Below are 25896 nucleotides of genomic sequence, written 5' to 3' on the forward strand. Positions count from 1 at the left end.
AAGCGAAAATTAAGCATGCGGCTCCTAACTGGCGGCTCACCGCTAGATAGGAAGCCGCGCGCGCAATGATCCGTACCGATACCACCTTGATCATCGGCGCCGGAGCGAATCGCGAGATCGAGATGCCCGATGGGCCCGACCTCCTCGCGAAGATCGCTGCGGGTTACGAGTTTGAGCGGCTCGAATCGGAGGTGAAGTCCCGCGACCTCATCAGTCTCGCCAACCTTTTCGAACAGGTCTCGGACGAGATCGGACTGAGTTATGACGAGCTGGTCGCAGGCGCGACCGCAATTCGCGAAGCGACGCTTGTCTCGACATCGATTGATGCGATCCTGGAGCAATATGGCCATGACCCTGCGGTTCTGGCCGCGGGAAAGCTCGCAATCGTCTATTACACCTTGCAGGCGGAATCGAAGTCGACGCTTGCCGCTGCACCGCGCGCTGCCGACGAACTGCCGCTTCGAGGAACCGAGAACTGGCTGTTCCAGCTTGGGCAGTTAATCGTGAAGGGCGTCCCTCGCGCGAAAGCGGAGGAGTGCTTTGAGAAGCTGTCGATCGTCTGCTTCAATTACGACCGAGCGATCGAACATTACCTGCCATGGGTGGTGCAGCGCGCCTTCGGAATGACTTACGAGGAGGCCTGCGAGCTTGTCGCAGGCCGGCTCCGCATCGTTCACCCTTACGGCGTCGCAGGGCGGCTGCCTTGGCAAGGCGATGAGGACAAGAGCGTGGGATGGGGCATTGAGCGGCCCGAGAACATCGTCGGCCTTTCGAAGCGGATCTTCACTGCAAGCCAACGAGGGTCTTCGCGCCAGTTCCAGTCATACCTGCGCGCCGAAATGTCGCGTGGCAAGCGGCTTGGTTTCCTGGGCTTCGGCTTCGATCCGATGAATGTCGCAATGCTGTTCGACGAGCTTGAGCACGACAATCCCGACATGCTGATCAGTCTCGTCGACGTATCAGAAACGCAGCAAAAGGCGATCCTGAGGCTCATTTATCGCCTGACCGGTATCGCCGATGAAAGCCGGATCACTCTTGAGAACATGAAGGCTTTCGAGCTCCTGCGCGACTACGGTCGCTTTCTCGAAAGCTGAGCTTTTTCGCTACAAAGCAGAACGCGTCCATTCGCGAGTAACGCGGTTGCAGCCTTGATCGAACGCAGCCATAGGCACCCGTTATGCGATAGGAGCGAGCATGGCTGACCAGGATTACGACTTCGACCTTTTCACAATCGGCATCGGTTCAGGCGGCACCCGTGCCAGCCGTGTTGCTGCAGCTCATGGCGCCCGCGTAGCGGCTGCAGAAGAGCACCGCGTCGGCGGCACCTGCGTCATTCGCGGCTGCGTGCCCAAGAAGATGCTGGTTTACGGCGCACAGTTCGCCGAGGACCTCGAGGACGCGACTCATTTCGGCTGGACCATCGAGGGCAAGAGCTTCGACTGGATCAAGCTACGCGACCACGTGATGAAGGACGTATCGCGCATTGAAAGCGTCTACACAGATACGCTCGACAAGCACGATGTCACCATCTTTCATGAGCGTGCGGAGATTACCGGCGATCACGAAATCACGCTCGCAAGTGGCAAGGTCGTTACCGCCAAATACATCCTTATCGCGACTGGCGCGTGGCCGCATGTTCCCGAGTTTGAGGGCAGCGAGCATTGCATCACCTCGAACGAGGCGTTTCATCTCGACGAAATCCCAAAGCGCGTGCTGATCGCGGGCGGCGGTTACATAGCCAACGAATTCGCCGGTATCTTCAACGAGTTTGGATGCAAGGTGGTCGTTGCGAACCGATCCGATGTTATCCTTCGCCAATATGACTTCGCCCTTCGCGACCGGCTTATGCAAATCTCGATGACGAAGGGGATCGAGTTCTGCTTCCACGCGGAATTCGAATACGTGAAGAAAAACGAGGACGGCACCTTTGCGGTGAAGATGACCAATCACGAAGAGCGCGAGTTTGATCTCGTCATGGTTGCGACGGGCCGCGTGCCGAACACCAGTGGTCTCGGTCTTGAGAATGTCGGCGTCGAGCTGGGCGACAAGGGTGAAATCAAGGTCGATGAGTATTCTAAGACCAATGTCGACTACATCTACGCCGTGGGTGACGTAACCGACCGCGTGCAGCTGACCCCTGTGGCAATCCGCGAGGGTCAGGCCTTCGCCGACAGCGTGTTCGGCCCGGGCGAGCCATACAGCGTCGATCATTCCTGCATTCCGAGCGCGGTCTTCAGCCATCCGCCGATCTGCTCGGTCGGTCTGAACGAACGCGAGGCCAAGGATCAATACGGCAAGGTCGCGGTTTACACCTCCGACTTCCGCCCAATGAAAAACGTGGTCGCCAACCGTAATGAGCGTAGTCTCGTCAAGATGATCTGCGACGATGCAAATGGGAAGATCCTGGGCATCCACATGATTGGCCCGGACTCGCCCGAGATCATGCAGGCGGCTGCGGTTGCAGTGAAAGCCGGGATGACCAAGGCGGATTTCGACGCCACGACGGCGATCCACCCGACCGTTGCGGAAGAGCTCGTTCTCCTGAGGTAATGTCAGGCGCTGAGCCGGGCAGGGGAGAACAGCGCAGGGGTAAGCCCTTGCGCTGCCAGCTCCCCAGGCCACTCCTCGCCACGCACCAGAACCTCGCCGATGCGTGAAAGCGCGGGCGAGGTCTGGAAGCCTGCGCCCCCTTGGCCAGCGCACCAGAAAAAGCCGGGCGCGTCTTTTGCAAAGCCCACCACGGGCAATTCGTCGCGGGCGAAGCTGCGCAGGCCAGCCCAAGAATGAGTGATCCGGGCCACCTTCAAGCGGGTCGCCTCCTCGATGCGATGGGCGATGGTCGCGATGTCGAACTCCTCAGGAGCGGCATCGCATGGTTCGCTCGCGCCTTCGTCCATAGGGGAGGCCAGCAATTGCCCTGCGCCTTCGGGCAGCATGTAGAAACCGGCACCTACGGTCTTAACGAACGGCCAGTGCGAAACGTTCGAGCCCTCAGGACCTGAGAAAGATATGACCGTTCGCCTGCGTGGTTCGATGCCGATGGGTCGGGCCCCTATCATCCCGGCGACGGCGTCTGCCCATGCACCAGCTGCGTTAATCAGGATTGGTGCGCTGAAGCTGTCGCTCTCAGTATCTATCACCCAGTCTTCGCCCGCGCGCGCGATCTTACGCACGGCGCTGGAAAATTCGAGGCGACCACCATGCGCCCTGATATCTCGAACATGGCCCTGCAGCATCGCGTCGGCGTCCAGTTTTAGCGAGCCATGATCGAGGATGGCCGAGTGGCAGTGTTCCGGCCCGATCTTCAATGCGGGCGCGATTTCGGCGGCTTCTTCACCTGAAAGCCGCTCGAAGTCGCAGCCAAAGTCCCGGTGCACTTTCTCCAAGGCGTCGAGCGCGGACAGTTCAGCTCTGCTGGCTATGTGCAGAGCGCTGTGCACCTCGGCCGGGCGCGCTCGGTCATCGCTCGGATCCGCTGCCAATTCTTCGAGGCTGAGCGCTGTCAAAGTGCGCACCACGCGCTCACCAAGGCCGAAATGGGCAAAGGCCACACTGCGGCCGGATGCGTGATAGCCGGGCGCGCTTTCTGCTTCGACCACGAGGACGCTGGCATGTTCTGCAAGCCTTGCAGCAAGCGACAGCCCGGCAATTCCGGCGCCGATCACGCAGATGTCGTATCGTGTCATTTCGGCTCACAAAGTTGCAGGTCGAAACGCAAGTGACTAGCCTTCGATACAACACAACAAAGGGAGAGCATTCGCCATGAGCAAGACCGTACTCGTAACCGGCGCAACCGGCTACATCGCAGGCGAATTGATCCGCCAGTTGCTGGCGCGCGACTGGACCGTTCACACCACCGTCCGCAACAAGGCAAAGAGCGAGGCGCTGCTGCGCGATCGCCTCGGCAATCCGGGCGAGGACAAGGTCAAGGTTTTCGAGGCAGAGCTTATGTCCGACGATGGCTGGGCAGAGGCGGTTGCCGGGTGCACGCATGTCGCGCACGTCGCGTCTCCCATCGCAGCATCGACCCCGAAGGACGAGAACGAGATGATTGTCCCCGCCCGCGAAGGTACGCTGCGCGCGCTGCGATTTGCCAAGGATGCGGGGGTCACGCGCTTTGTCCAGACCAGCTCAATGGCAGCGGTCGCATATGGTCGCAGCGACAAGGTCTACACGGTCGATGAGAGCGACTGGACCGACATCACTCACCCGGATGTTTATCCGTACATCAAGTCCAAGACCATTGCAGAGCGCACCGCGCGCGATTGGGTGGCCGAGCACGGTGGCGACATGGAATTCGTCTCGGTCAATCCCTCCATGGTGCTTGGCCCTGTCGACGATCCCGATTTCTCGCCATCGGTGGAGGCTGTGCGCCAATTGCTCGCAGGCGATGTGCCGATGGCACCCGACCTTGGCTTTGCAATCGTCGACACGCGCGACACCGCCGAACTGCATGTCAAATGCCTCGAAGAGCCAGGACTTGCGGGAGAGCGTTTTCTCGCAGCCGGCGACTTTTACAAGTTCATCGATGTGGCGAAGATGCTCAAGGATGGCCTGCCACCGGAGCACACGAAGAAGGTGCCGACCAAGGTCATGCCCAACTTCCTCGTGCACATTCTCAGTCTGTTCAACGAAGGCATCCGCTCGATCAAGAGTGAGCTTGGGAAGAGCCGCCATTGCGATACCAGCCACGCGAAGGAGCGGCTCGGATGGGAAACGCGCCCTGCAAAAGAAAGCGTGATCGATTGCGCCAAGAGCCTGATCGAACACGGTGTCGTGAAGGTCTGAACGACTTTTTGCTCAAATTCGCCAAAACGCAAGGCGACATATAATTTACGTAAAACATAAAATATATATTGCGAATCGTTTCCCTCGCTGCCATTAGGCTGTTAAACACAGTTTTGGAGGGAAGACGATGAGTGCAGTCTGGACACGCCGCCTGGTCGATATGTTGATCGTGCTGGTCGCGCTTGCGGCGCTGGGGGCGATCCTGAAAGCGGGCGGCGCGATTGCCGAGGGCAAGTTTCACATGGTGAGCTATCCGGCCTCGAGCGAGAACATCCGTATGGAATATCTCGACGAAGAGGGGACCGCCTTCTGGCAATTGAAGGAAGGTACTATCCGCATCGACGATCATGCATGGCTGCGCGCTCTGCGGCTCGCGCTTCAGTTCACCTTCCTCGGCCTGTTCGCTGCGAGCCTCGTTTACCTGCGCGGGCTTCTCTCGCGGATCGGTGCGGGCGAGGTGTTCACCGATCGCAACGTCACAAGCCTCAAGCGGATCGGCCAGATCCTGCTGTTCGGGGCGGCGCTTTCGGTGGTGGCAACAATCATTGTCCAGAGCGTCATTATCAACGCGCTGCCCGCGATTGAGGGGCGGGCGATCCATCCCTCGATCAGCTGGGACAAGGATGGGGTCGAGAACATCTGGCTCGAATACAGCCCGCCGATCTCCAGCCTGCTGCTCTCTCTCCTTGCATTCCTCGCGGCAGGAGCTTTCCGATCCGGCCAGCAATTCCGCGAAGACAGCGAAAGCGTGGTCTGATGCCTATCATCACCAACCTCGATGTGATGATGGCCAAGCGCAAGGTCAGTTTGAAGGAACTGGCCGAGCGCATTGGCATTTCGAACACCAATCTGTCGCTCTTGAAGACAGGCAAAGTTCAAGGCGTCCGCTACAAGACGCTCGAGGCAATTTGTCGCGAGCTTGACTGCCAACCCGGCGATATCCTCGAATACCGTGCGCAAGATCAAAGCGACGGCACCGAGGCGAGCGAGTGACGATTGACGTTGGCGTGGTCTGATCGCTAGGCGCTATGCGACTTGTGATCAGGGGCTTTTTTGAATGTCAGCCAATATCGCCGAAATGGAACGCCGCCGTGAAGCCGCTCGCATGGGCGGCGGGCAAAAGCGGATCGACGCGCAGCACGCCAAGGGCAAGCTGACCGCGCGCGAACGGCTCGACGTCCTGCTGGACGAAGGCAGCTTCGAAGAAATCGACACATATGTCGAACACGATTGCGTCGATTTCGGCATGGAGAAGCAGAAGATTCCCGGCGACGGCGTCGTTACCGGAAGCGGCACAATCAACGGCCGCCTCGTCTATGTTTTCAGTCAGGATTTCACCGTCTTCGGCGGATCGCTGTCGAAGCGTCATGCGGAGAAAATCTGCAAGGTCATGGACACCGCGATGAAGGTCGGCGCACCGGTGATCGGTCTCAACGATTCCGGCGGTGCGCGCATTCAGGAAGGCGTCGCGTCGCTGGGCGGCTATGCCGAGGTCTTCCAGCGCAACGTGCTGGCGAGCGGCGTCATCCCTCAGATCAGCCTCATCATGGGGCCTTGCGCGGGCGGGGCGGTCTATTCGCCTGCGATGACCGACTTCATCTTCATGGTGAAGGACAGCTCCTACATGTTCGTCACCGGGCCGGACGTGGTGAAGACCGTCACGAACGAAGTCGTGACGCAGGAGGAATTGGGCGGCGCAATCACGCACACGACCAAGACCAGCGTTGCCGATGTAGCTTACGAAAACGACGTCGAGACTCTGCTCGCGACGCGCGATTTCTTCAATTACCTGCCGCTGTCGAACCGCGAAGAAGTGCCCGAACTTCCCACGAACGACCCGTGGGACCGCGAGGAGCCGAGCCTCGACACGATCATCCCCGACAACGCCAACCAGCCCTATGACATGCACGAGGTGATCCGAAAGACGCTCGACGAGGGTGACTTCTTCGAGATCCAGCCTGCGCATGCCGCCAACATCATCTGCGGTTTTGGCAGGGTCGAGGGGCGAACGGTAGGCGTGGTCGCGAACCAGCCGATGGTGCTCGCGGGCGTACTCGATATCGCGAGCTCCAAGAAAGCCGCGCGCTTCGTGCGGTTCTGCGATGCGTTCGAGATCCCGATCGTGACCTTCGTCGACGTCCCCGGCTTCCTTCCCGGCACCGCGCAGGAACTCGGCGGCATCATCAAGCACGGCGCAAAGCTGCTCTTCGCCTATGCTGAGGCGACCGTGCCCAAGATCACCGTCATCACCCGCAAGGCCTATGGCGGCGCCTACGACGTGATGGCGTCAAAGCACCTTCGCGGCGATTTGAACTACGCTTGGCCCACGGCAGAGATCGCCGTGATGGGCGCAAAGGGCGCGGTGGAGATCATCTTCCGCCAGGACCGCGACGATCCGGAGAAGATCGCCGAGAAAACGGCGGAATATGAGGAGCGGTTTGCTAACCCGTTCGTGGCAGCGAGCCGTGGCTATATCGACGAGGTGATCCACCCGCATGCGACGCGGCGGAGGGTTGCGCTGGGGCTAAGGAAGCTGCGCACGAAGCAGCTGGAGAACCCTTGGAAGAAGCATGATAACATCCCGCTTTGATGCGGACAGCGTGAATGCTGGAGTCACTTCGCAGTTTTCTATCAAGTGATGGCTTGGTTGCCTTGGCTGCGATTGCTGCGTTGGTTTGTGCCGTGGTTGCTTGGCGATTGTGGCGCAGTCCGAATTCGTGGCATATCGATGATGTTACGAAGAGGCTGACCTTCCATGCGTGGCCACAGCTGGCGATGACCGCTGTGTTTGGCGTGGCATTTGCCGTCCTCACATTTCTGACACTCTGAAGCAGGGAAGAGACCCATGAAACTAGGCCGCATGAACCACGTCGGATACGCGGTGCCCTCGATGGAGGAAGCCATCGCGCACTACCGCGACGCAATGGGAGCGACCTCGATCACCGAGCCTTTCGATATTGAGGAGCAGGGCGTGAAGGTCTGCTTCGTCGACACGCCGACCCATTCAGGCATGGACGGGACGCAGGTCGAACTGATCGAGCCGCTGGACGAGAATTCGCCCATTAACGGCTTCCTCGCCAAGAACCCTCTCGGCGGGCAGCATCATGTCTGTTTCGAAGTGCCCGATATCGAGGAAGCGCGCTCAGAGTTCGAGGCGATGGGCAAGCGCATCCTCGGCCCCACGCGCATCGGCGCGCACGGAACACCGATCTTCTTCCTTCACCCAAAGGACATGCAGGGCATGCTTACCGAGATCATGGAGACGCCCAAGGACGGCGCTCACTGATCACGCTTTACGTGCCGCGTCGTAGCGGACTTGTCTCACGCGCCGCGTTTGGGCAAAGCGTTGCCAAACGAAACGCAAACCATTTCGCTTGGGAGAGAGACAAGTGACCTACGAAACCATCCGCGTCGAAGCTGACGGCCCGCTGACCACGATCACACTCAACCGTCCCGATCGCCTCAACGCCATGCCCCCGCAGATGGCGGACGAAATCACGCAGGTGTTCTATGACCTGGGTGACGCGCGCTGCGTGCTGATCACGGGCGAGGGTAAGGGCTTTTGCTCGGGCGCGGATCTTTCGGCCCGCTCGATGGATTCCAAGGGCGGAAGCCACGAGGCGCTGCTTCATCATTACAACCCTGCGATCAACCAGCTGCTGCGTGCCGATGTTCCCGTAATCTGCGCGGTCAACGGGCCGGCAGCTGGCGTCGGGTGCTCGCTCGCACTCGCGGCGGACTTCACCATTGCGGGGAAGAGTGCGTATTTCCTTCAGGCTTTCGTCAATATCGGCCTCGTGCCCGATGGCGGCTCTACCTGGATGCTGGCGCGCGCTATCGGCCGCGCGCGGGCGACCCGCATGATGATGCTGGGTGAAAAGATCGGCGCAGCGCAGGCAGAGGAATGGGGCCTCGTCTACAAATGCGTCGACGACGAACTGCTCATGGACGAAGCACGCGCGATGGCTGACAAGCTCGCGAATGGTCCGACCGTTTCGTATCGCAATATCAAACGCAACATCATGACCGCGCTAGATGGCGGGGTGAACGATGTGCTGCTGGCAGAAGCCGAAGCTCAGCGTATCGCAGGTGCGTCGGACGATGCAAAGGAAGGCGGCACGGCTTTCCTCGAGAAGCGCAAGGCTGCTTTTACAGGCAAGTAGGCGACTTCGATTTCTGGGGCTCATGTAGGGCCCCGAGACAATCATATTCGCAATCTGGTGCACCCTCGCGCGTTGGCGGGGGTCGCGATTGGTGTATAGGCATCCCTCATGACCGACACGAACGACTCCCGGCCGACCCCCGCCGACTGGAAGGCTCTTGCTGACAAGGAAAGCAAGGGCCGCGATCTCACTTGGCAGACGCCAGAAGGTTTCGAGATCAAGCCGCTCTACACGGCAGAAGACCACGCGGAATTCGATCCCGGCCTTCCGGGCTTCGCTCCGTTCACACGCGGCGTGAAGGCAAGCATGTATGCCGGGCGCCCGTGGACGATCCGGCAGTACGCGGGCTTTTCGACCGCTGAGGAATCGAACGCCTTCTATCGCCGCAATCTTGCGATGGGACAAAAGGGTCTGAGCGTCGCTTTCGACCTCGCCACCCACCGCGGATACGATTCCGATCACGCGCGCGTGGTGGGCGATGTCGGCAAGGCGGGCGTCGCCATCGACACGGTGGCGGACATGGAAATTCTGTTCGACCAAATCCCGCTCGACACGATGAGCGTGTCGATGACCATGAACGGCGCGGTGATCCCGGTGCTCGCTTTCTACATCGTCGCGGCTGAACGGTCGGGCGTTTCGCAGGACAAGCTCTCGGGGACGATTCAGAACGACATCCTCAAGGAGTTCATGGTCCGCAACACCTACATCTATCCGCCTGAGCCGAGCATGCGGATTGTGTCCGATATCATCGCATATACCTCGGCCAACATGCCGAAATTCAACAGCATTTCGATCAGCGGTTATCACATGCACGAAGCTGGGGCGACGGCGGTGCAGGAGCTGGCTTTCACCATCGCTGACGGCAAAGAATATGCCGTGCGCGCGATGGAGACAGGGCTCGATATCGATGCGTTTGCGGGGCGCCTGTCGTTCTTCTTTGGCATCGGCATGAACTTCTTCATGGAGATCGCCAAGCTGCGCGCCGCTCGTACTCTCTGGTATCGCGTGATGGACGGGCTGGGTGCGAAGAGCGAGCGTTCGAAGATGCTGCGCACGCATTGCCAGACGAGTGGTGTGAGCTTGCAGGAACAGGACCCCTACAACAACGTCATCCGCACCACCATTGAAGCGATGGCTGCGACGCTGGGTGGAACCCAGAGTCTTCATACCAACGCGCTCGATGAAGCCATCGCGCTCCCCACCGATTTCTCCGCCCGCATCGCGCGCAATACGCAGCTGGTGCTGCAGGAAGAAAGCGGCATCACCAATGTCGTCGATCCTCTCGGCGGCTCGCATTACATCGAAGCGTTGACCGCGACGCTCGTTGCAGAGGCTGAAAAGCTCATCGCCGAGGTCGACGAAGCTGGCGGCATGACCGCCTATGTTGCGACCGGCGCTCCCAAGGCGGCGATCGAGCGGGCTGCTGCGGAGAAGCAGACCATGGTCGATCAGGGCGAGACCGTGATCGTTGGCGTCAACAAGTACCGCAAGGACGAAGAAGACCCGATCGACACGCTCGACATCGACAATGCGAAGGTCCGAAAGAGCCAGATCGCGCGGATCGAGAAGGTGCGCGCGGGCCGCGATGAGGCTGCATGCCAGTCGGCGCTCAAGGCGCTGACCGAAGCTGCTCAGGCCGATCCGACGACACACCGTGCAGCAATCCTGACAGGCCGCGACGAGAACGACATCCCGCTTCCGCCCTCAAAGATTGCAGAACTTGAAAAGCAAGCCGATGTGAACTTGCTGGGCAGGGCGGTCGAGGCGGCACGCCACGATGCGACCTTGGGCGAAATATCTGCAGCCATGGAAGCTGCCTTCGGGCGCCACGATGCGACGCCTGAGCCCGTAAGCGGTGTGTACAAAAGCGCCTACGAATTCGACCGCCGCTGGGCACAAGTAACCGAAGGCGTCGACGCGGTTGAGCGCCGTCTTGGTCGCAAGCCACGAATCATGGTCGCCAAAATGGGCCAAGACGGGCACGATCGCGGTGCGAATGTCATCGCCAGCGCATTTTCGGACATGGGCTTTGAGGTTGTCTCCGGCCCGCTGTTCCAGACGCCCGAAGAAACCTGCCAGATGGCGCTCGACAAGCAGGTTGACATCGTAGGGGCTTCCAGCTTGGCGGCAGGCCACAAAACCTTGATCCCCGAGCTGATCAGACTGCTCAAAGAGGCAGGGCGCGCAGATATCAAGGTCACCGCAGGCGGCGTCATCCCGCCGCAGGATTACGACTTCCTTCGCGAGGCCGGCGTTCAAGGGATCTACGGGCCCGGTTCGAACGTGGTCGAGTGCGCTGCGGACATCCTTACGCTTCTCGGCCATAACATGCCGCCACTCGGCGAAGGGCTGGACGAGGCTGCGGAGTGAGACTTGGCTGCGTTGCGGCACTCGCCGCGCTATTGATCGCAAGCCCGGCCTACGCTGAGGAGCCAGCGCCCATTTCGTTGGGCGAGTCGTATGCGGTGACCACTCACGAAGCCGACCGGCGGATTAATGTCCTGCTTCCGCTCGATTACGATGAAGGCGACAGGGAATACTCGCTTATTGTCGTTCTGGACGGTGGCGAGCGACAGGACCTTTATCTGGCGCACGGCATCCACAGCTGGAACCAACTTTGGCGGCGTAGCCAGCCTGCGATTATTGTCGGTATCGAGACAGTCGACCGCCAACGCGAGTTGCTGCCTCCCACAAAATCGATTGAAGAACGCGAGCGCTATCCGACCGCAGGCGAGGCTCAAAGCTTTCGTCGATGGCTGGTTGAAGATGTCATGCCCATGATCCGGGCGCGTTATCGGGACAATGGCACCGCGATCCTCGTTGGCGAAAGTGCCGCAGGGCATTTCGTGGCCGAAACATGGATCACGGCGCCCAGTGCGTTTGATGGATACGCGGCGCTCTCGCCGAGCTTGCAATGGGACAACCAAAGCCTTTCGTACAGGCTATCCGGTGAACGTCCTGTCGAACGGCCTCCGATTTTCCTGTCGCTAGCCGATGAAGGCGGCGCGACTGAAGAAGGGGCGCTGCGTTTCGTTGGCGAAGCTGGAGACAGACTCTGTTTTGCGGATCGGCGCGATAGTCACGTACGCCACGCGAACGCGATGCATCAGCTTCTTGCCGAGGCGCTCCAGTTCTTGTTGCCTACGAAGGCCGACTGGCTCGAAGAATATGGCTTCGTTGTCGAATGCAGCGAAGTGGGAGAAGATGAATGACGACTTTGCGCACCGACTGGACCCGCGAAGAGATTGCGGACCTGTTCGACCTGCCTTTCACCGAACTGCTTTTTCGTGCGGCCAGCGTTCACCGTGAAAATCATCCGCCAGAGCAGATCCAGCTTTGCACGCTGCTGAGCATCAAAACTGGCGGTTGTCCTGAGGACTGCGGTTACTGCTCGCAAAGCGTAAAGGCTGACAGCGGTGTCGAAGCGACCAAACTGATGGACGTGCAGGCGGTGCTTCAACGCGCCGCGCAGGCGAAGGATGCAGGCTCTCAGCGCTTCTGCATGGGCGCAGCCTGGCGCAATCCGAAGGACCGCGACATGCCCAAGATCGTCGAGATCGTGAAAGGCGTGCGCGACATGGGACTTGAGACGTGCATGACGCTTGGCATGCTCGAGCCGCATCAGGCCGACATGCTCGCCGAAGCGGGTCTCGATTATTACAACCACAACATCGACAGCAGCCCGGAGTATTACGAGCGGGTGATCTCGACGCGCGATTTTCAGTGCCGCCTTGATACGCTCGATCATGTGCGCACAGCTGGCATCAATGTTTGCAGCGGAGGAATTGTGGGGATGGGTGAAACGCGCGAGGATCGCGTGGGGTTCGTCCACACGCTCGCGACGCTGCCCGAGCATCCCGAAAGCGTGCCGGTGAATGCGCTCGTGCCGGTGAAGGGCACGGTGCTGGGCGATATGCTCGCAGATACGCCGATGGCGAAGATCGACGACATTGAGTTTGTCCGCACGGTGGCGGTGGCTCGCATCACGATGCCGATGAGCATGGTGCGCCTATCAGCTGGACGAGAAAGCATGAGCGAGGCGACGCAGGCGCTGTGTTTCTTTGCGGGCGCGAACTCGATTTTCACAGGCGACAAGCTGCTGACCGCTCCCAATGCTGGCGATGACAGCGGCGGCGCACTCTTCGCCAAGCTTGGCCTCACATCCCTTCAGGGCGACGAGCCAGCGCGCGCCTGCAAGGTTAGCGAACCGGCATAGGCCCATGTCGCTCGGTTTCTCCGTCAATTCGCTTCTTCCGCGAGCGCGCGGGGGAGGGCAGCTACGGATGGGTCTGGTTCGCCTCGCTGAGGAAGAGTGGCTTCAGCCCGATCCGGACCTTGAAGCGAGGCGTAAAGCTTTCGCCGATTGGCCCGAAGGCATGCAACTGACACCTCAGGTCGACGAGCCAGGGCGCGAACTTGCTGCTCTAGTTGGTCTCAACGGAAGTCTTCCTGAAGCCGCAATGGGGTCACATGAAGACATGTGCCTCCTGACCAAGCGCGAGGGCGAAGATCAGTATCGCTTGATCGGCGCTGCGGTTGCTTGGCCCTCAGACTGGCACCCCAAAGACAAGATCGGCCTTCCTTTGCGTGCGCTTCACGCGCCGATCGCCGGGTATGAGGAGCAACTCGCGACTGGGGTCGATCGTTTCATGGAGACGCTCAAACCCGGCGCAATCTATGGCCGCTGCAACTGGTTCATTGCGGCAACCGGCGACAAGCAATGGATTGAGGCGCGCCCTGCGGCTGAGGCGTTTGCGCATGTCACGCCAGAAAATGCAGGCGAAACCCTGTTCGTGCGTTCTGAGCGACAAACACTGCGAAGGCTCCCCCGAACAGGCGCAATTCTGTTCACGATCGGCATCTATGTTGAACCGCTGGCAGCGCTTTCGACTGAGAACCTCGAGCGGCTGGCTGAGGCGACGCAAAGCCTCGTTGCGGGCGAGGGCGACAGGCGCGGCGCTCCCGCCTACGCTGATGCCTTGATTCAATGCGCCGCCCGGATCGCGCAAAGCTGATCACTGCGCCGCTTAGAACCGCTCGTTTGAGAGCGTTCAGCAGCCTCTAAAGATTGACGCTTTCCTACAAGTTCATGCCTTTTGTTGGCCTTTTTTCGGGATTAGCCTCGTCAGCCGGGTCGCATGGATTGGGATCGATTGGGGGAAAACAATCATGCGTATTTTACTGGCGGCTGCTGCCGCTCTTGCCGTTCCGTTTGCAGCCACGCCTGCGATGGCCGAGGCACACATGGATGCGGCTGAACCGGAACTTGCGAAGAAGGACTGGTACAGCGTCGTCTTCTTCAAGTTTCATCCCGGCAAGATGCAGGAAGCGATGAAGCTGATCGAGGCTTTCGTGAAAGTCGATGAAGCGCTTGGCCGCGATGGTCCGATGGCGCTGCACATGGACACAGGCGAATGGGACATGGTCGTCGCCTTCAAGATGGAAGACGGCATCGCTTCGATGGGATGGGAAAACAATCCACGCAACGAGGAATGGAACGCCGAGCTCGCGCGTCAGTTGGGCGGCGAGGAAGCGGTTGCCGCCCACTGGGCCAAGTACATGGCCACGGTCGACCGCTCGCAGAACCATATCGGTCACATCGACCTCGACTGACGCAGCGACACCGACCTTACCCACACAAGGCAGGTTGATACGGGCCTTCGGGAGCGGCATAGGCGTTGCAACGCTTTACCGCCCACGGAGGCCCGTTTGTTTTCGAAGATTCTGATTGCCAATCGCGGCGAGATCGCCTGCCGCGTCATTCAGACCGCTCGCAAGATGGGGATCGCAACCGTCGCGGTGTACTCCGATGCGGACCGCAACGCGCCGTTTGTGCGCATGGCGGATGAGGCGGTGCATATCGGACCTTCTCCAGCGGCCGAGAGCTATCTGATCCCTGAAAAGATTATCGCGGCGTGCAAAGAAACGGGCGCTGAGGCGGTCCATCCCGGCTATGGCTTCCTCTCCGAACGCGCGAGCTTCGTGGAGGCACTGGAGGCGGAGAACATCGCCTTCATCGGTCCGCCCGTAGGCGCCATCGCCGCGATGGGCGACAAGATCGAGAGCAAGCGCCTCGCCAAGGAAGCTGGCGTCAACACGGTCCCGGGTTCAGAAGACGCGATCCAGTCGACCGAAGAAGCGCTCAAGGTGAGCCAGGACATCGGCTACCCGGTCATGATCAAGGCTTCGGCTGGCGGCGGGGGCAAGGGCATGCGCCTCGCGTGGAACGACAAGGATGTCGAAGAAGGCTTTCCAGCAACCCAGCGCGAAGGTCTTAATTCCTTCGGCGACGACCGTGTCTTCATCGAGAAGTTCATTGAGAACCCGCGCCACATCGAAATCCAGATCCTCGGCGATAAGCACGGCACCATCCTTTATCTGAACGAGCGTGAATGCTCGATCCAGCGACGCCACCAGAAGGTCGTCGAAGAGGCTCCGTCCCCCTTCGTGACCGAGAAGATGCGCAAGGCCATGGGTGAGCAATGCGTCGCTCTGGCGCGCGCTGTGGATTATCACTCCGCCGGTACGGTCGAGTTGATCGTCAGCGGTGCGGACAAGACCGGAGAGAGCTTTTACTTCCTCGAAATGAACACGCGCCTGCAGGTCGAGCATCCGGTGACCGAGGCGATCACCGGGGTCGATCTGGTCGAACAGATGATCCGCGTCGCAGCCGGCGAAAAGCTTGAGCTTACTCAGGATGATATCGGGATCGACGGCTGGTCGATCGAGAACCGCGTTTATGCCGAAGATCCCTATCGCGGGTTCCTGCCATCGACCGGACGCCTGATCGAATATTCGCCCAGCGTCCGCGGCTGGGAGGACGATGGCGAAGTCGCAGGAAAACCGCGCCGGGGTGTGACAAGAGGCGTAGGCAGCGTGCGCGTCGATGACGGCGTGTTCGAAGGCGGTGAGGTGTCGATGTTCTACGACCCCATGATCGCCAAGCTGATCACATGGGCTCCGACACGCGAGCAGGCTGCCGACTTGCAGATCGAAGCGCTCGATCGTTTCCGGATCAAGGGGCTGGGCCACAATGTCGACTTCCTGTCGGCGATCATGCAGCACCCGCGCTTCCGATCCGGCGAACTGACGACCGGCTTCATCGCGGAGGAGTATCCCGAAGGCTTCGAAGGCGCTCCAGCAAGTGAAGAATGGCTGCGCCAGCTGGCCGGGCTTTTCGCAGGAGCAGAATTCACGCAGCAGGTGCGCGCAAGGCGGATCTCGGGTCAGTTGAATGGCACCGACAACCCGCCATCGCACTGGATGGTGAAGATCGGCGGCCAGACCTTTGACGTCATGCTCGAAGAGGGCGGGGCAACCGTCGATGGCCAGCGTTTAAACGGAACCTGGGATTGGGAGGTCGGTGAGGCCTTCGCACACGTCACTGGCGACAACGAGATGGTCTTGCAGATCGAGCGCGTCGGCGTTCGCTGGAGGATAACGACGCGCGGCGCTTCTCACGAGGCGCTCGTACTCCCCGCAAGGCTTGCTGAACACGAAAGCCGCATGATCGAGAAAGAGCCGCCAGATCTTTCCAAGATGCTTATTTGCCCGATGCCCGGAATGCTGGTGAAGCTGCATGTCGGGGAAGGTGAGGAAGTCCAGCCCGGCCAACCGCTTGCGACTGTCGAGGCGATGAAGATGGAGAACATCCTGCGCGCCGAGAAGGAAGGCAAAATTGCCAAGATCAATGCATCGGAAGGCGAAAGCCTCGCAGTTGACGCAGTGATTCTCGAACTCGAATAAAGTGATGCGGGTCGATGGCTGGCTCACAATCTAAGAGCTTCGAGTAACTTTCTTCTTGCAAGGCATTCTATTCGTTCGAAGTTTTTGTACCGATCCGACGAATTTGGCTTTTTGAGAGATTATTAAGCTTAACAAGCTGGCGCATCGCAGCCTCTTCAGGGACGATATTGTTTGTCGGGTCGGGCTCTCCGATTCGACAGTGATCCGCAATTTCGCATCTTGAGGGGAATTGTTGTGGCGAAAAAAGGCACTGGCTACTTCGATCGTAGGGGCCATTTCTTTAAATCGGCGCGCGAAGCGACCGAAAGCGATCTTGCAGCAATGCTCGGTCAGATTGGCGATGGCGAGAGTCTGGCCCCAGGCATTGCACACACGATCCTAGAAAACCGGGCGGAAATCGAGCGCCTGTTTGCCGAGCATGACGTGATGATCGAAAGCGACGGCTCGAACGTAATAGAGGTCGCTCCGAAAGTGACTAAGCTGCCGGAACGCACGGCCAGCTAGGTCAGGTCGCGATCCGGCTCAGAAGTTGCGCGGCTAACTCGCGCGCAGAACCTGAGCTCGTGTCTATTACTTCATCGTAGTCGATGCCGTCGTGCAGATGGGTTGATTGTTCTTGTCCCAGCCCGATCAGGCGATTGCCGCGGGCCTTCTCACGCGCCGCGACGACGTCCAACGGTGCATGGACCTTCACGACAGTGAGATCGTGATTGACCAAGCCATCGCGATAATCGCGCACCTCTCTCGCGTGGCAAACTTCGTCGACGATCATGTCGAGCCGCCTGTCTGCGGCATTGAAGACGAATTGGCGCATGACGCTCAGCAATGCTTCGCCGCGCGGGCCATTGATGATGCGCGGGAGAGGCGAGCGCTCGCCTGGAATTTTCTGCACCTCAAACCATTCCGGCCTGAATTCATGACCATTCGGCAGAAACGAAATGAACGCGTCCATTTCTATGTGGAGGAAAGTTCGATCCGCTTTTCCCTGAATTGCGCGCGCCAGTGACGACTTGCCGGCGCTGCTAACCCCGTTGAGGATGATGATGCGGGCCATCAGTCCTCGATTATGGCGACCGCGCGAATCCAGCCAGCGCTAGCCCGCTCGATCTTCACTGGAAAGCAGCTGAACGTGAAGCCATGTGCTGGAAGGTTTTCCAGATTGGTGAGCTTTTCGATCTGATAGTAGGGACGGATGCGGCCCGCCTTGTGTCCTTCCCAAATGATCGAAGGATCGCGGTTCTCCGCCCATCGGCGAGCCGTGTGGCTGAAGGGTGCGTCCCAGCTCCATGCGTCGGTTCCAACTACCTCGACCCCGCGCTCGGTCAGCCAAAGCGTCGCCTCTGCGCCTAGCCCGACGCCCTGATCGGTGAAGTTGTCCGTGCCATAGACTGCGCCCGACTGAACGAGGACGATGTCCAGGGGTTGCACCTCGTATCCGATCTTGACGAAGGCTTCCTCGACTTCGGCCGCGCTCACGACATGGCCGTGAGGCAGGTGCGAAAAATCAAGTTTCACGCCCGGACGCAGGAATCGGTCCAGCGGTGCTTCGTCGATACTGGGCGCGGGTTTTGCGCCCGCATTGGTTGTCGAGTGGTAGTGCCACGGCGCGTCCATGTGCGTGCCGTTATGCGTCGACAGCTCCAGCATCTCGACCGCCCAGCCTTCGCCATCGGGCAGATCGTCTTGCTCAAGGCCCGGGAAGAACATCGCGATCTGTTCCCACGTATGTTCGTGGGTCATGTACGTGACCTTGGGCCGCATCACCTCTGGATCGGAAATCACGTCATTGGTGATCGGGATCGAGAGATCGATGAAGCGGGTCATGCGGGCACTTTCAGCTGTTCATCCAGAAACGCGGCGACATCGCCCAGATCGACGTCTCTGGCCATGTAAGCTTCGCCTAAACCCTTGAGTAGAAGAAAGGGCAGCGTTCCTGCGGCTTCCATTTTCTTGTCGTGGCGCATGTGATCGACGAGACGTTTGCCGTCGCATTTCATGTCGAGGTTCGCGATCTCGGAGGGCAGTCCCGATTCCGCAATCGCTTGCGCAGCACGCTCAGCGTCCGCAGCCGCTAGCTCACCCCGCCGCGCCGAATAGCGCGCGGCGAGCACCATTCCGAGTGCAACCGCTTCCCCATGGAGCAGCCTGTCCGAAAAACCCGTCTCAGCCTCAAGCGCATGGCCGAAGGTGTGGCCAAGATTGAGAAGGGCGCGTCTGCCCGACGTCTCGCGTTCATCCTCCGCAACGATCCGCGCCTTGGCTTCGATACTGGTCGCAACGGCGTGGGTGAGCGCTTCGCGATTTCGGGCGAGCACATCCGGACCGTTGGATTCGAGCCATGCGAAGAATGCCTCGTCGCCGAGCAGTCCGTATTTGAGCACTTCGGCGTAGCCCGCGCGCATTTCGCGATCAGGCAACGTGTCGAGCGTCTGCGTGTCGGCCAGAACCAGTGACGGTTGATGGAATGCGCCGATCAAATTCTTGCCGGACCGGGTGTTGATTGCAGTCTTTCCGCCAACCGAACTGTCGACTTGCGACAATAGTGTGGTCGGCAATTGCACAAATCCGCAACCGCGCTTGAGGATGGCGCAGGCAAAGCCGACCAGATCGCCGACGACGCCGCCGCCAAGCGCGAATACATGGTCAGAGCGCGTAATGCCGAGGTCGAGAAGCCAGTCGGTCAATCGCTCCAGGCTCTCCCAGCTTTTCGAGCCTTCACCCGGCGCGACATCGTACCATGCGATTTCGTACCCGTCGCTTGCGAGCGAGCGGGCGAGGCGCTTTCCATGATGTTCGCGTGCATTTACGTCCGCGACGATTGGCACCTTGCGACCGGCATAGGGTCCGAGAAATGGCCGAGCCTGTACTACGATGTCGTCGAGCAGCCCGCGTCCCACCAGCACGTCATAGGAACGACCGCCAAGCTCCACACGGATAGCGGTCGAGTTTGTCAGAGCCATGCGTCTATTGCCTCGATAATTGCGCGAGCGGTGTCCTTGTGCGGGCCATCTTCGCTGAGCACGCGAACCTGCGCTTGTTTGTAGAATGGCTCACGCTTGGAAAACAGGTCGCTCAGGATTTGTTTTGGGTCGCCTTGGCGCAACAGAGGACGCGTGTTTCGGCGGGATGTACGCTCAACGAGTGTGTCGATATCGCAGTCGATCCAGACCGCAATGGCCTGCTTGAGAATGAGGGCCCGCGTTTCAGGATCGACAAATGCGCCGCCGCCGGTTGCGATGACGCCGTGCTTCTCCTCTATCAGCCGCGCAATAACGCGCCGCTCACCGTCGCGGAAATAGGCTTCGCCGAACTCGTCGAAGATTTCCGGGATGGACCTCTGCGCGGCTTCCTCAATCGCGTCGTCGGCATCGACAAAGTCGCGCCTGAGCAGACTAGACAAACGCCTTCCTACCGTTGATTTGCCAGCGCCCATCAAACCAACCAGCACAATCGGCTTATCGATTGTCCGAGCGATCCGGGCAATTTCGCTGTTGGTGAGGGCGGTATCAGCAGTCATTGCGAGCAGGCCTATACTTGGGGTAGAGCGCACGCAATATGTCTGAATATTCGAGCAAAGCGATGGGCAGCGCCAATCAGCCGGTCCAATCGGCGCATTTCAAGTCTACAGATCGACCTTCTGGTTTGTCGCGTCGCGCGCCTTTTTACGCGGTGGCGGTGGTCCTACTTCTACTCGGTATCGCTTACGTCGACGGCGGAGAGGAACCGCTTCATCCTATTAGCCAGCCGATCACCTCGCCATTGAGCGACGCCAGGGATGGCGGACAGTGAGAATGGCAAAGCGTATCGGAACAGGCAGCTGGATTGCCGCGCTTGCACTCACCGGGGCTGCCGGAGGCGTGATGGCAGTCACTATGGCCGGAGCACAGGAAGCGCCTGAATCGCTGCTGCCTCCTGGTTTCGACGATCCGGCACCGACGCCTACGCCAAGTGCGCGGCCAAGCGCTTTGCCGACCGCAGCGCCAGCGCCAGCTGTTCCGGCGGCACCAGTGACCGCACCGCCACCTGGCGTCGCGCCGCCCCAGGTTCCCGGCGACTTGCCGTTCGTGCCGCAGCTTTCGAATGACGAGTTGGCGGGCATTCCAACGCTCGAGGAACTCGAAGAACTCTCGACCGATCAGCTCGACGATTTGCTCGGTCTTAAACCGCAATACGATATTCCGCCTGCCGCGCGCCGCGCTCTAAGCCAAGTGGGCGTGCTTTCCCCAGAGGAAGGCGGCTTTCAGGTCGCGTCATTCGCGCGCCAGCCTGAAAGCCTTGTGAGGGCGGTGCTTGCCGGGACCAAAGGCCCATTGGTTTCGCGCTGGGGTCATATCCTGATGCGGCGCGCTCTTGCCAGCCGGCTTGCAGCCCCGGAAGGCATGGACCCAGTCGAATTCGCAGCATTGCGAGCAGGAGTTCTCAATCGCATGGGTGAGTTTGCTGTCGCACGCGCGATTGCGCAGGACGTCGATACCGGGAACTGGAATACCGCGATGACCTCGCAGGCTCTCACGGCCTATATCGCGACTAGCGATGTCGTGGGTGCTTGCCCAGCAGTCCGTTTGCAAGGGTCAGTACGTGAAGACCCGCAATGGGTCATGCTCCAGGCGATCTGCAACGCTTATGCAGGGGAGGGGGCTCTTGCCGCATCGCAGCTGAACAGTGCGCAATCGCGCGAGATAGCGCCCGAAATCGACCTGCTGTTGGCTCAACGCTACGCGGGTGCTGCCGGACGGGGACGCGGCGGCACAACGGTTTCATGGGACGGCGTCGAAGAGCTGACGCCGTGGCGCTTTTCCCTCGCGATCGCAGTGGGCGAGGATATTCCTCAGGGCATCATCGACGATGCCTTCGCGGGAGAGCGGGCAAACTACTATCAGCTGGCATCTGCCTCAGCGCCTATGCTGCCGCTGGCAGAAAGAGCGCGATACGCGGAACAAGCCGCCAGCAAAGGTGTTCTTTCATCAAGCGCGATGGTCGATCTTTACGCGCAGATCTACTCGAACGAGGCAATCGGCGGCGATGCAGCGGGCCGAGCAGCGAGGCTGCGTGATGCCTATGTGGCGACCGACCCAGCCAACCGGATCAACGCGATGCGCGGTCTTTGGGGAGAAGGCGATCTCGGCTTTGCTGGCATGATCACGACTGCTTATGCAGCCGCGCGTATTACGCCGGCCCGGCAGAGCGCTTACGCCGCGGATGACCTGATAGCCTCGATGCTGACTGCCGGTCTCGACCGGGACGCTGCCGCATGGAGCGGGCTGGTTGAGGAAGGCTCCTTGGCATGGGCTTTGGTCTCGCTTGCTGATCCTCAGAGCGGCGCAGCCACAACGCAGGGTATCGAGAGCTTTCTTGCAGCTGACGAGAGCGAAGATGCTCGCAAATCCGCGTTCCTGATCGCCGGCCTTGGCGGGCTTGGCCGCCTCCCAGGAAACAATTTGGCGAGCCTTGGGCGCCAGGTAGATATCGACTTTTCTCGCGAGAACCGCTGGAGCCGCGTGATCTCTCGCGCAGCGGAGGTCGAAAATGCAGCTCTTGTCGCGTTTCTGGTTGGGCTAGGAATGCAGGGCGAAAGTTGGGCACAGATGACGCCCTTACACCTCTATCACATCACCTCCGCGCTTACTCGCGTTGGGCTTGAAGCAGAAGCCAGGATGATCGCCGCAGAGGCGGTCGCCCGCGGCTGAGGCGAGAAGCGGTGTCGGCTGCGACGCGGGCGTTTCTCGACATGCTTGCTGCCGAGCGAGGCGCGGCGGCGAATACGCTGGCTGCCTACCGACGTGATCTTGATGGCGCGGAAGAAGCTCTCGGAGATCTCGACAAGGCATCGCGCGCAGCGGTGGCGAAGCTGTCTGCTCAGTGGGCGTCACTCGCTCCGTCGACTGTCGCGCGCAAAGCGTCGGCCCTTCGACAGTTCTTCGGATTTGCCGTGGATGAAGGCTGGCGCGAGGATGATCCTTCGGGTGCACTGCCGAAACCACGAACGCGCCGCCCCTTGCCAAAAATACTTAGCCATGAGGCGGTGGAAACACTGCTCCAGCGTGCGGAACTCGAAGCGAATTCTGGCCAGCCGACTGCCTTGCGACAGCTTGCACTCCTTGAAATGCTCTACGGATCGGGCCTGCGTGCGACCGAACTTGTAAGCCTACCTCTTGTTTCGGTCCCACGCGATGCGCCGCTTATCACGGTCAAGGGGAAGGGCGGGCAGGCACGAATGGTCCCAGTCAGTGAGCGCGCAAAAGAGGCGCTTGCCGAGTGGGTCAAGGTCCGCCCGAGTGACCCGCCGACCGGCCATCTATTTCCATCGCGCGGTGGAAAACATCTCTCACGGGTTCGCCTGTTTCAGATCCTGAAAGAGCTTGCTGTGCGTGCTGACTTGGACCCGGCGGGTATCAGCCCGCATGTTTTGCGTCACGCTTTTGCGACCCATTTGCTGGAGGGAGGCGCTGATTTGCGCGTACTTCAAACGTTACTTGGGCATGCGGATATCGCGACAACGCAGATCTACACTCACGTTGATGCAGCCCGGCTTGTCGAACTTGTAAATTCGCGGCACCCTCTTGCCCGCCCGACGACTAGGGACTAGCGCCCACAGCAATGGCAAACAGTAAGATTTCCTATCTCGAGTTTGAAAAACCTGTCGCAAGCCTCGAGCAGCGCATCAGTGAGATGCGCAATCTCGATGTAAATCATGAGGTTGATGTCGCTTCAGAGATTGAGCGTCTCGAAGAGAAGGCCAGCGATCTACTGGCAAGCACCTATGCGTCGCTCAGCCCATGGCAAAAGACTCAGGTCGCGCGGCATCCGCAGCGGCCGCATTTCCGCGACTATGTCGAGCATGCCTTTTCCGATTTCATGCCGCTTGGCGGGGATCGCTACTACGCCGACGATGAAGCAATCATGGGCGGTTTTGCGACATTGAAGGGTCGCCGGGTGATGTTGATCGGGCACGAAAAAGGGCATGATACGCAAAGCCGTATTCGTCACAATTTCGGGATGGGTAAGCCTGAAGGCTATCGCAAGGCGATCCGGTTGATGGAACTCGCCGGGCGATTTGGACTGCCGGTCGTCACGCTGGTCGATACGTCGGGAGCCTTTCCCGGGATCGAAGCAGAAGAACGCGGTCAGGCTGAAGCGATCGCGCGTTCCACTGAAGCTTGCCTCGCATTGCCGGTGCCAATGGTCTCTGTCGTCGTTGGTGAAGGCGGATCGGGCGGTGCTGTTGCGCTTGCCAGTGCTGAGCGCGTCTTGATGCTGGAGCACGCCGTCTACTCTGTGATTTCGCCCGAAGGGTGTGCCTCGATTCTTTGGCGCACCGCCGAAAAGGCATCGGAAGCAGCGCAAGCGATGAAGATTACCGCGCAGCACCTCAAACGCCTTGGCGTTATTGATCGGATCGTGAAGGAGCCGGTCGGCGGTGCGCACCGCGATCCTGTCGGGACGGCCGAGGTGCTTGGCAAAGCAATCAGCGAGGAGCTCGACGCGCTTTCGAAAAAAGACAGTGCCGCACTTATTCAGATGCGCGAGGAACGGTTCCTGCAACTCGGCGGATAGTCTCGACCTTCTCGGAACCAACCCGCCTTCGGACGTATTGTAGTGGCATACGTTTGTAAATTTGAGCGATTGGTCGCGAAGGAGCCAGAGCTATGAAAACCGCCAACTTTCTCGCACGCGCCGCAGTGACATCTGCGCTCGCGCTCGCATTGACGGGTTGCATGGGAGGAGGCTCGATCCCATCAGCCTCAACACCGATCACGACCAGCGAAGCGCAGCAGGGCGCACAATACCATCCGCAATTGCTCGCTCAGTTCGGGGGCGCGATGGGAGGCCCGCAAGCTGCTTATGTCGAGCAAGTGGGCAAAAATATCGCGGTGCAGTCCGGTCTTGGAAACGCACGCGAGAGCTTCACGGTCAGCCTCCTCAATTCCTCCGTTAACAACGCATTCGCGGTTCCTGGCGGATACATTTACACCACTCGTCAGCTCGTCACTCTGATGAACAATGAAGCAGAATTGGCAGGCGTACTCGGCCACGAAGTCGGGCACGTAGCCGCTCGCCATTCGCAGCGCCGGCAACAGGCTGCTCAACGCAATTCACTGTTGGGTGGCCTTGGAGCAATTCTGTCCGGCGTACTTTTGGGAGACAGCGCGATCGGCGACACGCTGTCCCGGACATTCCTGCAAGGTTCGCAATTGCTCACTCTGAGCTTTTCGCGCTCGCAGGAGATTGAAGCAGACGATCTGGGCATTCAGTATCTGACCCGCGCGGGTTACGATCCCAATGCGATGTCGACTGTCCTCGCGAGCCTCGCTGCACAAAACAACCTCGACGCGCGTTTGCGAGGGCAGGGTGACGCGAGCGTCCCCGAATGGGCTTCGACGCACCCTGACCCCGCTAGCCGGGTGCGCCGCGCTGCCAGCGCTGCGCAGGGTCTTCCGGGGTCGGTGACCAACCGCGACACTTTCCTGACCCGTATTGATGGGTTGCTTTACGGAGATGACCCTGAACAGGGCGTCATTGAAGGACGCCAGTTCATCCACCCAGAACTCAGGCTGTCTTTCACCGCGCCGCAGGGCTTTTTTATGGTCAACTCAACGAGGGCGGTCAGCATCAATGGCCAGAGCGGGCAAGCACAGCTTACCCTCGCTCCGTATTCGGGTGATCTCAACACCTACATTCGGCAGCAGTTTTCTGCACTTGGCGGGCAGAACAACAACCTTGCCCCGCAGGACATCCAGCGCACCACTGTCAATGGGATCCCGGCCGCATACGGCACTGCGCGCGTGAACAATGGCAATAGCCAAGTGGATGTTGTCGTGTTCGCGTACGAATTTTCGCGCGAGAGAGCTTACCACTTTGCCGCGATCACACCGGCTGGCCGCTCAGCTACGTTTACGTCGATGTATCAATCGATGCGTCGCATCAGTCAGTCGGAAGCTTCGCAGGTTATCCCGCGGCAGATCGATGTTGTGACCGTCCAGCGCGGAGACAGCGTGGCATCGCTCTCGCGCCGCATGGCTTACGACTCAGCTCAGGTCGAACGCTTCCGCGTTTTGAACGGGTTGGGTTCGAACGAAGGTCTGGTCGCCGGGCAGAAGGTGAAGATCGTCGTGCGAGGACGCTAATCGCTTCATAGCATCGGCGATCTGTCGCGGATTGAACGCACAAAAAAAGCGGCGGGGAAGACCCCGCCGCTTTC

The 25896-nt window shown here is 59.9% G+C and carries 24 protein-coding genes; 19 read left to right on the forward strand and 5 right to left on the reverse strand.

Features of this window, described 5'->3' with window-relative positions; translation table 11 throughout:
* Window positions 1–65: 65 nt before the first annotated feature.
* The gene (locus tag NAP1_RS03930; RefSeq protein WP_007163939.1) at window positions 66–1094 is read left to right on the forward strand and encodes a hypothetical protein; all 1029 of its coding nucleotides are present in this window, start codon (window positions 66–68) and stop codon (window positions 1092–1094) included.
* Window positions 1095–1194: 100 nt separating this feature from the next.
* Complete coding sequence (gene gorA / locus NAP1_RS03935) at window positions 1195–2550, forward strand: glutathione-disulfide reductase (protein WP_007163940.1); 1356 nt, start codon at window positions 1195–1197, stop codon at window positions 2548–2550.
* Between the two features lie 2 nt (window positions 2551–2552).
* On the opposite strand, the gene NAP1_RS03940 is transcribed toward gorA, so the two are convergent.
* On the reverse strand, window positions 2553–3686 hold the full coding sequence (locus NAP1_RS03940; RefSeq protein WP_007163941.1) for an FAD-binding oxidoreductase: 1134 nt from the start codon (window positions 3684–3686) through the stop codon (window positions 2553–2555).
* Window positions 3687–3762: 76 nt separating this feature from the next.
* On the opposite strand from NAP1_RS03940, the gene NAP1_RS03945 reads away from it, so the two are divergent.
* The 13 genes from NAP1_RS03945 (at window position 3763) to NAP1_RS04010 (ending at window position 17201) form a co-directional block, all read left to right on the forward strand.
* Window positions 3763–4788 (forward strand): NAD-dependent epimerase/dehydratase family protein, encoded by a 1026-nt coding sequence (locus NAP1_RS03945; protein ID WP_007163942.1) that lies wholly within the window; start codon window positions 3763–3765, stop codon window positions 4786–4788.
* Between the two features lie 127 nt (window positions 4789–4915).
* A complete protein-coding gene (locus NAP1_RS03950; RefSeq protein ID WP_007163943.1) occupies window positions 4916–5545 on the forward strand; it encodes a DUF2975 domain-containing protein in 630 nt (209 codons plus the stop codon).
* Window positions 5545–5781 carry a helix-turn-helix transcriptional regulator gene (locus tag NAP1_RS03955; protein WP_007163944.1) on the forward strand — a complete coding sequence of 79 codons (237 nt, stop codon included), beginning with the start codon at window positions 5545–5547 and terminating at the stop codon, window positions 5779–5781. The genes NAP1_RS03950 and NAP1_RS03955 overlap by 1 nt, the downstream gene beginning before the upstream one ends.
* Before the next feature lie 64 nt (window positions 5782–5845).
* Window positions 5846–7378, forward strand: coding sequence for an acyl-CoA carboxylase subunit beta (locus NAP1_RS03960; RefSeq protein ID WP_007163945.1), 1533 nt, complete (start codon window positions 5846–5848; stop codon window positions 7376–7378).
* A gap of 255 nt (window positions 7379–7633) precedes the next feature.
* Window positions 7634–8074 carry a methylmalonyl-CoA epimerase gene (gene mce, locus NAP1_RS03970; protein WP_040464231.1) on the forward strand — a complete coding sequence of 147 codons (441 nt, stop codon included), beginning with the start codon at window positions 7634–7636 and terminating at the stop codon, window positions 8072–8074.
* Between the two features lie 103 nt (window positions 8075–8177).
* Window positions 8178–8951, forward strand: coding sequence for an enoyl-CoA hydratase-related protein (locus tag NAP1_RS03975; RefSeq protein WP_007163947.1), 774 nt, complete (start codon window positions 8178–8180; stop codon window positions 8949–8951).
* Window positions 8952–9059: 108 nt separating this feature from the next.
* Entirely contained in the window at window positions 9060–11321 is a 2262-nt protein-coding gene (scpA, locus tag NAP1_RS03980) for a methylmalonyl-CoA mutase (protein WP_007163948.1), read from the forward strand.
* 95 nt (window positions 11322–11416) lie between these two features.
* The gene (locus tag NAP1_RS03985; RefSeq protein WP_241761177.1) at window positions 11417–12163 is read left to right on the forward strand and encodes an alpha/beta hydrolase; all 747 of its coding nucleotides are present in this window, start codon (window positions 11417–11419) and stop codon (window positions 12161–12163) included.
* Window positions 12160–13167 (forward strand): biotin synthase BioB, encoded by a 1008-nt coding sequence (bioB, locus tag NAP1_RS03990; protein WP_007163950.1) that lies wholly within the window; start codon window positions 12160–12162, stop codon window positions 13165–13167. The genes NAP1_RS03985 and bioB overlap by 4 nt, the downstream gene beginning before the upstream one ends.
* Window positions 13168–13234: 67 nt before the next feature.
* Complete coding sequence (locus NAP1_RS03995; protein ID WP_241761178.1) at window positions 13235–13966, forward strand: DUF3445 domain-containing protein; 732 nt, start codon at window positions 13235–13237, stop codon at window positions 13964–13966.
* A gap of 154 nt (window positions 13967–14120) precedes the next feature.
* Window positions 14121–14564 (forward strand): hypothetical protein, encoded by a 444-nt coding sequence (locus NAP1_RS04000; RefSeq protein ID WP_007163952.1) that lies wholly within the window; start codon window positions 14121–14123, stop codon window positions 14562–14564.
* 96 nt (window positions 14565–14660) lie between these two features.
* Complete coding sequence (locus tag NAP1_RS04005; RefSeq protein WP_007163953.1) at window positions 14661–16697, forward strand: acetyl/propionyl/methylcrotonyl-CoA carboxylase subunit alpha; 2037 nt, start codon at window positions 14661–14663, stop codon at window positions 16695–16697.
* Between the two features lie 234 nt (window positions 16698–16931).
* On the forward strand, window positions 16932–17201 hold the full coding sequence (locus tag NAP1_RS04010; RefSeq protein WP_007163954.1) for a hypothetical protein: 270 nt from the start codon (window positions 16932–16934) through the stop codon (window positions 17199–17201).
* A gap of 1 nt (window position 17202) precedes the next feature.
* On the opposite strand, the gene NAP1_RS04015 is transcribed toward NAP1_RS04010, so the two are convergent.
* From NAP1_RS04015 to NAP1_RS04030, 4 genes are read right to left on the reverse strand one after another with little or no spacing between them, the layout of a single operon-like run.
* Window positions 17203–17751 carry a chloramphenicol phosphotransferase-like protein gene (locus NAP1_RS04015; RefSeq protein ID WP_007163955.1) on the reverse strand — a complete coding sequence of 183 codons (549 nt, stop codon included), beginning with the start codon at window positions 17749–17751 and terminating at the stop codon, window positions 17203–17205.
* Window positions 17751–18521: a cyclase family protein gene (locus NAP1_RS04020; protein ID WP_007163956.1), complete on the reverse strand. Its 771-nt coding sequence runs from the start codon at window positions 18519–18521 to the stop codon at window positions 17751–17753. Before NAP1_RS04020 ends, NAP1_RS04015 begins: the two co-directional genes overlap by 1 nt.
* On the reverse strand, window positions 18518–19657 hold the full coding sequence (gene aroB / locus NAP1_RS04025) for a 3-dehydroquinate synthase (RefSeq protein WP_007163957.1): 1140 nt from the start codon (window positions 19655–19657) through the stop codon (window positions 18518–18520). The genes NAP1_RS04020 and aroB overlap by 4 nt, the downstream gene beginning before the upstream one ends.
* Window positions 19648–20214, reverse strand: a complete 567-nt coding sequence (locus NAP1_RS04030; protein WP_007163958.1) for a shikimate kinase — start codon at window positions 20212–20214, stop codon at window positions 19648–19650. The genes aroB and NAP1_RS04030 overlap by 10 nt, the downstream gene beginning before the upstream one ends.
* A gap of 274 nt (window positions 20215–20488) precedes the next feature.
* On the opposite strand from NAP1_RS04030, the gene NAP1_RS04040 reads away from it, so the two are divergent.
* The 4 genes from NAP1_RS04040 (at window position 20489) to NAP1_RS04055 (ending at window position 25822) form a co-directional block, all read left to right on the forward strand.
* Window positions 20489–22384, forward strand: a complete 1896-nt coding sequence (locus tag NAP1_RS04040) for a hypothetical protein (protein WP_007163959.1) — start codon at window positions 20489–20491, stop codon at window positions 22382–22384.
* Window positions 22385–22395: 11 nt separating this feature from the next.
* Window positions 22396–23283: a tyrosine recombinase gene (locus tag NAP1_RS04045; RefSeq protein WP_007163960.1), complete on the forward strand. Its 888-nt coding sequence runs from the start codon at window positions 22396–22398 to the stop codon at window positions 23281–23283.
* A gap of 11 nt (window positions 23284–23294) precedes the next feature.
* A complete protein-coding gene (locus NAP1_RS04050; protein WP_007163961.1) occupies window positions 23295–24251 on the forward strand; it encodes an acetyl-CoA carboxylase carboxyltransferase subunit alpha in 957 nt (318 codons plus the stop codon).
* A gap of 92 nt (window positions 24252–24343) precedes the next feature.
* The gene (locus tag NAP1_RS04055; RefSeq protein WP_007163962.1) at window positions 24344–25822 is read left to right on the forward strand and encodes a M48 family metalloprotease; all 1479 of its coding nucleotides are present in this window, start codon (window positions 24344–24346) and stop codon (window positions 25820–25822) included.
* Window positions 25823–25896 lie beyond the last annotated feature (74 nt).

Origin of the sequence: Erythrobacter sp. NAP1, from assembly GCF_000152865.1 — a bacterium.
Taxonomy (GTDB): Bacteria; Pseudomonadota; Alphaproteobacteria; order Sphingomonadales; family Sphingomonadaceae; genus Erythrobacter.

What these genes read in the sequence shown, in the direction of transcription:
- NAP1_RS03930 (WP_007163939.1), top strand. Translation starts at nt 66, where the DNA reads ATGATCCGTACCGATACCACCTTGATCATCGGCGCCGGAGCGAATCGC.
- gorA (WP_007163940.1), top strand. Translation starts at nt 1,195, where the DNA reads ATGGCTGACCAGGATTACGACTTCGACCTTTTCACAATCGGCATCGGT.
- NAP1_RS03940 (WP_007163941.1), bottom strand. Translation starts at nt 3,686, where the DNA reads ATGACACGATACGACATCTGCGTGATCGGCGCCGGAATTGCCGGGCTG.
- NAP1_RS03945 (WP_007163942.1), top strand. Translation starts at nt 3,763, where the DNA reads ATGAGCAAGACCGTACTCGTAACCGGCGCAACCGGCTACATCGCAGGC.
- NAP1_RS03950 (WP_007163943.1), top strand. Translation starts at nt 4,916, where the DNA reads ATGAGTGCAGTCTGGACACGCCGCCTGGTCGATATGTTGATCGTGCTG.
- NAP1_RS03955 (WP_007163944.1), top strand. Translation starts at nt 5,545, where the DNA reads ATGCCTATCATCACCAACCTCGATGTGATGATGGCCAAGCGCAAGGTC.
- NAP1_RS03960 (WP_007163945.1), top strand. Translation starts at nt 5,846, where the DNA reads ATGTCAGCCAATATCGCCGAAATGGAACGCCGCCGTGAAGCCGCTCGC.
- mce (WP_040464231.1), top strand. Translation starts at nt 7,634, where the DNA reads ATGAAACTAGGCCGCATGAACCACGTCGGATACGCGGTGCCCTCGATG.
- scpA (WP_007163948.1), top strand. Translation starts at nt 9,060, where the DNA reads ATGACCGACACGAACGACTCCCGGCCGACCCCCGCCGACTGGAAGGCT.
- bioB (WP_007163950.1), top strand. Translation starts at nt 12,160, where the DNA reads ATGACGACTTTGCGCACCGACTGGACCCGCGAAGAGATTGCGGACCTG.
- NAP1_RS03995 (WP_241761178.1), top strand. Translation starts at nt 13,235, where the DNA reads ATGGGTCTGGTTCGCCTCGCTGAGGAAGAGTGGCTTCAGCCCGATCCG.
- NAP1_RS04000 (WP_007163952.1), top strand. Translation starts at nt 14,121, where the DNA reads ATGCGTATTTTACTGGCGGCTGCTGCCGCTCTTGCCGTTCCGTTTGCA.
- NAP1_RS04015 (WP_007163955.1), bottom strand. Translation starts at nt 17,751, where the DNA reads ATGGCCCGCATCATCATCCTCAACGGGGTTAGCAGCGCCGGCAAGTCG.
- NAP1_RS04020 (WP_007163956.1), bottom strand. Translation starts at nt 18,521, where the DNA reads ATGACCCGCTTCATCGATCTCTCGATCCCGATCACCAATGACGTGATT.
- aroB (WP_007163957.1), bottom strand. Translation starts at nt 19,657, where the DNA reads ATGGCTCTGACAAACTCGACCGCTATCCGTGTGGAGCTTGGCGGTCGT.
- NAP1_RS04030 (WP_007163958.1), bottom strand. Translation starts at nt 20,214, where the DNA reads ATGACTGCTGATACCGCCCTCACCAACAGCGAAATTGCCCGGATCGCT.
- NAP1_RS04040 (WP_007163959.1), top strand. Translation starts at nt 20,489, where the DNA reads ATGGCAAAGCGTATCGGAACAGGCAGCTGGATTGCCGCGCTTGCACTC.
- NAP1_RS04050 (WP_007163961.1), top strand. Translation starts at nt 23,295, where the DNA reads ATGGCAAACAGTAAGATTTCCTATCTCGAGTTTGAAAAACCTGTCGCA.
- NAP1_RS04055 (WP_007163962.1), top strand. Translation starts at nt 24,344, where the DNA reads ATGAAAACCGCCAACTTTCTCGCACGCGCCGCAGTGACATCTGCGCTC.